The sequence below is a fragment of the Bacteroidota bacterium genome (assembly GCA_039714315.1).
Lineage (GTDB): Bacteria > Bacteroidota > Bacteroidia > Flavobacteriales > JADGDT01 > JADGDT01.
In genome coordinates this window covers 1-6,970 of record JBDLJM010000156.1, presented here as the reverse complement: position 1 = coordinate 6,970, position 6,970 = coordinate 1, and the positions used below count along the sequence as shown (strand labels likewise).

Annotated in this window: 8 protein-coding genes; all 8 read left to right on the top strand. The window is 34.7% G+C overall.

Annotated features, from left to right (window positions below):
* Positions 1 to 1,325: nitrous oxide reductase family maturation protein NosD (gene nosD / locus ABFR62_12320; GenBank protein ID MEN8139208.1), on the top strand; the 1,325-nt coding region annotated here is incomplete at its 5' end.
* Positions 1,326 to 1,336: 11 nt separating this feature from the next.
* Complete coding sequence (locus ABFR62_12315; protein MEN8139207.1) at positions 1,337 to 2,170, top strand: 4Fe-4S dicluster domain-containing protein; 834 nt, start codon at positions 1,337 to 1,339, stop codon at positions 2,168 to 2,170.
* A gap of 11 nt (positions 2,171 to 2,181) precedes the next feature.
* The gene (locus ABFR62_12310) at positions 2,182 to 3,117 is read left to right on the top strand and encodes a NapH/MauN family ferredoxin-type protein (protein ID MEN8139206.1); all 936 of its coding nucleotides are present in this window, start codon (positions 2,182 to 2,184) and stop codon (positions 3,115 to 3,117) included.
* Between the two features lie 58 nt (positions 3,118 to 3,175).
* Positions 3,176 to 3,829, top strand: a complete 654-nt coding sequence (locus ABFR62_12305; protein ID MEN8139205.1) for an ABC transporter ATP-binding protein — start codon at positions 3,176 to 3,178, stop codon at positions 3,827 to 3,829.
* A 36-nt stretch (positions 3,830 to 3,865) separates the two neighbouring features.
* On the top strand, positions 3,866 to 4,417 hold the full coding sequence (locus ABFR62_12300) for a nitrous oxide reductase accessory protein NosL (GenBank protein ID MEN8139204.1): 552 nt from the start codon (positions 3,866 to 3,868) through the stop codon (positions 4,415 to 4,417).
* 142 nt (positions 4,418 to 4,559) lie between these two features.
* On the top strand, positions 4,560 to 5,396 hold the full coding sequence (locus ABFR62_12295) for an ABC transporter permease subunit (protein ID MEN8139203.1): 837 nt from the start codon (positions 4,560 to 4,562) through the stop codon (positions 5,394 to 5,396).
* A 61-nt stretch (positions 5,397 to 5,457) separates the two neighbouring features.
* Positions 5,458 to 6,378 (top strand): pentapeptide repeat-containing protein, encoded by a 921-nt coding sequence (locus tag ABFR62_12290; GenBank protein MEN8139202.1) that lies wholly within the window; start codon positions 5,458 to 5,460, stop codon positions 6,376 to 6,378.
* 29 nt (positions 6,379 to 6,407) lie between these two features.
* The coding region (locus tag ABFR62_12285) for a YceI family protein (GenBank protein ID MEN8139201.1) at positions 6,408 to 6,970 on the top strand (563 nt) is incomplete at its 3' end.

Below are 6,970 nucleotides of genomic sequence, written 5' to 3'. Positions count from 1 at the left end.
CCAAAACATTAAATTATATACATATGAAAATCTACTTCCTCGTATTGGCAATACTATTACAATGGAGTGTTTTTTCGCAAGAGCAAGATAACAGAACATCAGGCTTAATTAGCGAAATAACTCCATTCAATTCTGAAAAGGACCAGGTTTTTCTCAATACTCTGTTGCGCAATCTAAAACCCGGCGATACACTTAATTTAAAACCGGGATTCTATACCGGACCTGCAACTATTAAGACTCCTAACATTGTAATTAATGGTAGTGGTAAAGCAACTATATCAGGTATGGGTAATGAATCAGTAATATATGTAAAAGCTGATGGAGTAAGCATATTAAATCTACATATAACAAACTCAGGTGACTCACCTGACAGATTAGATGCCGGCGTAAAAATTGTTGAAGCCAATCATACAACAGTAAAAAATAACCTGATTGATGAATGTTTATTTGGAGTTGATATTTTTAAATCAGATGATTGTGTTGTAGAACATAATGACATTTCTTCTATCAAAAGAAAACCTCTGGCTCTAAAAGGTGATGCTATTCGCCTTTGGTATTCAACCAACAATAAAATAATGTTTAATTATTGGCACGAAGTACGTGATATGGTAGTTTGGTATTCGTCCGAAAATCACTTTGAAGGCAATAAAGGTGTTGGAAACAGATATAGCATCCACTTCATGTATGCACACAACAACCGTATTCATAAAAACGAATTTTATCAAAACTCCGTTGGGGTATTTTTAATGTACAGCGAACAAACTATTCTTTCAGAGAATTTAATTCAGGGATCGGTTGGTTCAACAGGAATGTGTTTAGGTTTAAAGGAAACCTCTTCGAACCAAATATTAAATAATCGTTTTTTGTATTCGGCATATGGTATTCACTTTGATGTATCGCCATTTGTTCCTGAAAAAATCAACACTGTTGTAGGCAATGAAATAGCATTTTGTAATGTGGGAATGCTTTTTCATTCAGACCTTGAAGGTAACCTGATAAAAGAAAACTATCTACACGATAACCTTACGCAAGTATATACGCGTGGTAAAACAGCCAACCACAATAAATTTGAAGGAAATTACTGGAGCGATTATCAGGGCTTCGATAAAAATAGCGACAATGTAGGAGACATCCCTTATAGGTTATATAGCTACAGTGAACATTTATGGGCATTCAATAAAAATGTAAAATTCTTTTATGGCGCTCCTATTCTGGAAGTTTTAGACTTTCTGGAGAGGCTGGCTCCATTTTCCAAGCCAAAATTTGTATTAAAAGACAAGAGTCCGATTTATAAATGGAAGAAAAACACAGACCGTAATTATTAAAATTCAGCATTGTGAAAAAATCAAATTCAGATATTGACAGACGACAATTTCTTAAAAACGGAGCCTTTGCAGTAGCTGCTCTGGGAGCTGTTGGAGCAGGAGTAAATTATTTAAAGAAACTCAATAAGGAAAATGTCAAAACACTATTACGCCCCCCGGGAGCAATAAATGAAGATGAATTAATATATGCCTGTATCAAGTGTGGACTTTGTGTTCAGATTTGCCCAATAGAAGCTGTGAAACTAGCCGACATTAAAGACGGCCTTTCATATGGAACTCCATATATTGATCCGCTAATGCAGGCTTGTGACTTTTCGTGCGATGCAATGCAATGTGTTGAAACCTGCCCAACTGCAGCTTTAGACTTTCTTCCCTTTAAAAAAGCCGGAGAAGATGCATTAACAGAATATCAAAAAGCTAATCCCGATCCCGGAGCTGATTATAATCCATTCATTGTTCAGTCGCAAGCCATGAAAGCAGAAACAAAAATGGGTCTGGCAGTAATAAATACCGGCACCTGTTTAGCAGTTAAAGGAGAAGGATTTAAAGGTGTACCCAGAGAATCAGACTTTAAAGGGATATACCGCTCCCCTAACCCTAAACGACAGGAACGAAAAGCTTCTCTGGTAAATGACCATCAGTTCGACCGTGAAATATGTGACTTGTGTGTCACCGAATGTCCTATAGGTGAATCAGCAATTATTTTGGAGGAAAAAACAGGGACAAACGGTAATAAACAATGGCAGCCAATAGTATTGGATGCATGTACGGGTTGCGGGGTTTGTGTTATGATTTGCCCATCAACACCGGGTAGTATAGAAATAGATAAATTAGAAATGAGTTAAAATATTTTCTGATGATAAACATTAAAAAACTAACACCAATACCGGCAAAACCAAAAGAAGAATTACCGCATTCTAAATTAGGTATAACTTTTAAAGAATGGAAGGCAACTAATCCAAACAAAAACAAATGGCGTAATTTACGTTGGGGAGTTTTACTTTTTATGAATTTTTTGTTCTGGGCTTCTTTTACTTTCGATATTGGAGTTTTGGAAGGTTCGCTAAGCGGTTCCCGATTTTTCGGCATTTACCTGATGGATCCCTATAATGCTCTTCAGGAAATGTTTATTGGAAGTACAACCGGATACTTCGCAATGCTGACAACCAACTTCTTTATAGGTTTTTTTATAATACTAATGTTTTATTTTTTATTAGGCGGACGTACTTTTTGTTCATGGTTATGTCCTTATCATTTTCTAGCAGAAAATGCCGAAAAATTGCACGATTATTTAGTGAAAAAGAAAAAAATAAAAGAACATAACTATAAAATAGGGATTAAATATATTTTTTGGGCAGGATTTCTATTACTGGCCGTTTTTACAAAAATATTAGTTTTCGAAACTCTTAACCCTGTAGGCATAATTTCAAGAGCTATTATTTACGGTCCCGGATTATTATTACTTTGGGTAGTTGCATTGTTACTTTTAGAAATCGTATATTCAAAACGTCTCTGGTGCAGATATGTTTGCCCGATAGGAGTTACCTATAGTGCTTTTGGTAAAATAACACCTACGGCAATAGAGTTTGACTTATCAAAATGTGGTCATTGCAGAGATTGTCAGGATGTTTGTTTGGTGCCACATGAACTATGGTTTGTAAAACGGGGCGCAGCTACCAAAGAGGTACACTTTGCCGGAGCAGATTGTACAAGATGCGGCTTGTGTGTTGATGTATGCTATGGAGATGCATTAAAATTTACTATACGCGGTTTTGACAAAATTAGACTCTGATTAAAATTATCAGAATGATAAAGAGAAAATTAATCTAAAAAACTTAAACCTTTAAATATTGAACAATACTGAACCCTTAATAACAATTGATCAATTGACAAAATCTTTTAAAAAGATTGCTGTAATTGAAGATTTATCTCATCAGTTTAAAGCCGGTGAAAGGATTGCTTTGGTCGGTCAGAATGGAGCAGGAAAAACAACGCTGATACGAAGTATATTGGGGTTGTATGATTATGAAGGAAATATTGAAGTTCTCGGGATGAACCCACGAAAAGAAAGAGAAATAATACTTCAAAATATTGGATTTGTACCCCAGATTCCACCTCCAATAAAGATGACTGTGAAAGAAATGCTGGAGTTTTTTGCCACTCTTACCAAAACTGATAAACAGGAATTTATTGATATCAGTGAAAATCTGGGCCTGGATGTGAAACTCAATATTAACAAACCATTTATGAAACTTTCGGGAGGCATGAAACAAAAGCTCCTGGTCTCATTTGCTTTAGGAAGAAAACCGAAAATTTTATTGATGGATGAACCGGCTGCTAACCTTGACCCTACGGCCCGAACAATACTATTCGACTATTTACACAAATTCGATAAAAATGCTTTGATGATTATTAGCAGTCACAGAATTGATGAGGTTAAAAACTTAGTTAACCGCTTAGTTGAAATGGATATGGGTAAAATTGTGGTAAATAAACAGGTGTAATAAATATATTTTTGAAAGAAATATAAAATGATAAGTATGAAAAAAATATCATTTGTAATTGTACTCATAGGCTTTATGACCTCTTGCAAGCAACAAACCGATTTTAAACCTCGTGACATCAATTTTGATCGTGATGTTTGTCACATATGTCTAATGGGATTGACTGATCAACGCTATAATGCCCAATCCATTAATGAATATGGAGAAGTTCACTGGTATGATGATATTGGTTGTTTGGTCGAAGAAATGAGAGACTCTTCAACCTGGAATCAATGGAAAGGAGATAAAGTAAAATTTTGGATAGGAGATGCCGGTAAGGGAAATGACCCGTCAAACTGGATTGATGCTGAATCTGCTTATTACGACTTTGGCAAGCATACCCCTATGGGTTATGGATATTCAGCCTATGCCGAAAAACCGGATGCAGATAGTATTTTCACTTTTAATGAGGTAATACAACGTATAAATGAGGGAAAAACCATGCGCGAAGGCTTTATCCAGGAAAAAATGTTAATGATGAAAGATAATCCTGAAAAGTTGAAAAAATTAGAGGAAAAACTTGAGAAAGAGCGTAATAAAAAAGAGTAAAAGATTATGAGAGTATGAGATTATTGTATCAACAATCTAATCATCCTATAATCTTACACTTATATGTAAACTGTTTTTTATTTTCCACACAAATTATGTTAGAAACATAATTATTATAAATCAATACAAGATCAGTAATTCTATGAATAGTTTTCAAAGCACAAAAGAGATCATACACTCAGACATACGCCAAAGTTTACGGTCGCGTTGGTTTTGGGCATATAGTCTGTTATTCGGTGGATTTGTTGCCACAATGTTTACTTCAGGCATTACAGAGTCTCAAATTATAGGTTTTGTAGGATTAAGTCGTCTTATGGTTACCTTCATGCAAATTAGCATGGCTGTACTACCAATTTATGTGCTAATATCTACAGTGCGTTCGGTTGTTGGTGACAGAGAAAACAGCGTAATGGAATATGTATTATCTCTGCCTATATCCTTTAGCAGCTATTTCTGGGGAAAACTTCTCGGACGATTCCTGATAATCTATACACCGGTCTTTATTGCGTTAGTAGGAGCTGTTATTTGGGCTTTGATCACTAACATAGAAGTGCCTTGGGATTTATTCTTTTTGTATAGTATCTTATTGGCTACATTGGTGTTTTTCTTTCTTGGATTGAGTATGTATATATCTGCCAGAGCATCATCACAGGAAATTGCAGTGAGTACAGCGTTTATTATTTGGTTGATTTTAGTAGCATTTATCGACTTAATTCTAATAGGTATTATGTTGAAAATGCGTGGTAATCCCGAATTGATAATAGGTATTGGAATGCTGAACCCTTTACAGGTATTCAGAACAGGTAGTTTAATTCTATTCGACCCAAAATTAACAGTTATGGGAACAGCATCGTACTATGTATTAGATACGGTAAGTCGTGAGGTATTTATTATTTTTTCAATCATTTACCCATTAGGTTTAGGCTTTCTTTTTGCTTTTTTGGGGAATAGATATTTTAACAGAAATGATGTAGTTTAAAAAGATATAATTTTTGATGTTTAAGTCATTATAAAAATATTGCCAATAATTATTATAGCAGATGATAGATATAGTTAAAAACACAGGAATAATTTTAATTACCGGATTATTCTACTCCTGCAGCAATATGAGTTCATCGGCTGTTGAGCAGTTATTCCCTAATCAACCGGATACGACTTCATTACCGGAATTAGCTATATTTTTAGAGCCGCATCAAATTCAATCCATTATCGATGAAGAAAGCTTTCTCTCCAACGGCAAAAAACGACACAAAGGAATTAAAGCCATTCCGCAAAACGGTGATGATTTCAGGCTTGATTCACTAGATGAAGTATATTGGCCTAAGATCAATGTTATTGAAGGTGATTTTAGGGGAGCATCTATTAGGTCTGCACGATGCACTGACGGGAATTACAGAAAATCAGATTTTAGAGTAGCAGATATAAGATGGTCAATTTTTGATAGATCAACCATGGATAGTATAAATTTTCAGCAAAGCAGGTTATTTCATGTAAAAGTCAACCATGTTCCTCTATCAAATTCAAATTTTAGAGGAGCAAACATGTTCGGAATGGAAGGTCATCATACTACCATGCGAAATTGCGATTTTTCAGGAGCTTTAATGAAAGACTCGGAATTTCTGGAAAGCGATTTAACAGGTTCTACAGGTATAAAAACCAAACTCTTTAGAGCTGTCCTCATAAAATCAAAACTCGACAGTTGCGATTTTTCTTATGCTGATTTCACAGGTGCAGGCCTGGAGGAATCATCATTTATTAACACCAGACTATGGTATGCTAATTTTCAGGGTGGACACTTACAGGGAACTGATTTTAGAGGGGCAGATTTAAAAGGGTGTAATTTTTTTGGAACAGAATTTGAAAATACCAATTTTAAAGGTGCTGTTAATATTCCAAAAGAAATTAAACGTTTTATAAACAAAGAAGGGCTCGCAACCGGTGTATGGCAGGATACAAAATGATTAAATAATAAATATTTAAATAAAACAAAATGCATGTCTTAAGTACAGGAAAGTTTCTATTGTTGTTTTCTCTTATCGGGTTATTTGTATTCGCAACACCTCCAACAAAAATCAGACAAGACAATCAGGATTTTGTGTACTACTCAATAGATACCACCAAAAGTAAATTACATTGGGATTGTTCACTGCATAAGGGAAATTTAAATTTTTTAAATGGTTATTTAACCTTTAATGGAAAGGAATTAGTAGATGCTGAATTAGTAGTTGATATGAATAGTATTACTAATACAGATATAGATAATAAACTCCTGCAGGGAACTCTTGAAAATGTTCTTAAATCAATAGAGTTTTTTAGAACAGAAGATTATCCGGAAGCCAGGTTTAAATTACATTCAGCCATAAAAACAGGTAATAATGACTACAGTTTATCTGGTGATTTTATTATTTTCGAAAGAGATATTTGTACAGATTTCGAATGTAATATTAGCATAAGCAATGACAGTCTGTATATTTCTACCGGGCCAATTATTCTGGACAGAAGCAATTGGGGTATTTTCTACCTTTCAAGGAATAATCTTTATCCCAAAGAGGG